Raw genomic sequence first — 649 nt, 5'->3', positions numbered from 1 at the left:
CTCCGTCGCCGGCTCGTCGGGGTAGTCGGGGAGGGCGAAGCCCTGGTCCTGCAGCTCCTTGATCGCCGCCTTCAGCTGCGGGTTCGAGGCGGAGATGTTCGGCAGCTTGATGATGTTGGCCTCGGGGCGCTTGGCCAGCTCGCCCAGCTCGGCCAGGGCGTCGTCGGTCCGCTGCTCCTCGGGCAGGCGGTCGGAGAAGGCCGCGACGATGCGGCCGGCCAGCGAGATGTCGCGGGTCTCCACCTCGACGCCGGCGGTGGCGGCGAAGGCCTCGACGATCGGCTGGAACGAGTAGGTGGCGAGCAGCGGCGCCTCGTCGGTGCGGGTGTAGATGATCTTGGCCATGTGCGGGGTGTCTCCCATGAACGTCGTCGGATCGGGACGGTGTCTCCTGGTGCCAAGATACCCGAGGCGGCACCCCGCCCGCTGTCCGGGGCCGCTCCGGGACGTCCGCCCGCGTGGCGGCGGGCCCGTTCCCGGGGAGGGGACGGGCCCGCCGTGCCCGCGCGCACACGGCGGGCCGGCGCTCGGAGGAGCGCCGGGTCAGCCCTCGGTGGGCTGGGTCGCCCCGGAGCCGTTGACGAGCTCGCCCTCGCCGATCATCCGGTCCTCGTCCCCCGCCTGCGACCCGCCCAGGACCTGCTGCTCG

At 73.8% G+C, this 649-nt stretch carries 1 protein-coding gene; it reads right to left on the bottom strand.

The window, feature by feature from the left end:
* Positions 1–345, bottom strand: a 345-nt coding sequence (locus tag RF647_RS19075) for an NADP-dependent isocitrate dehydrogenase (RefSeq protein ID WP_368813106.1), incomplete at its 3' end; no start/stop codon positions are given.
* Between the last annotated feature and the right edge of the window lie 304 nt (positions 346–649).

The organism is Kocuria sp. CPCC 205263, from assembly GCF_040981075.1.
Lineage (GTDB): Bacteria > Actinomycetota > Actinomycetes > Actinomycetales > Micrococcaceae > Kocuria > Kocuria rosea.
Note: the sequence above shows the minus strand (reverse complement) of the source record. Positions and strands in the feature narration are given on the sequence as shown.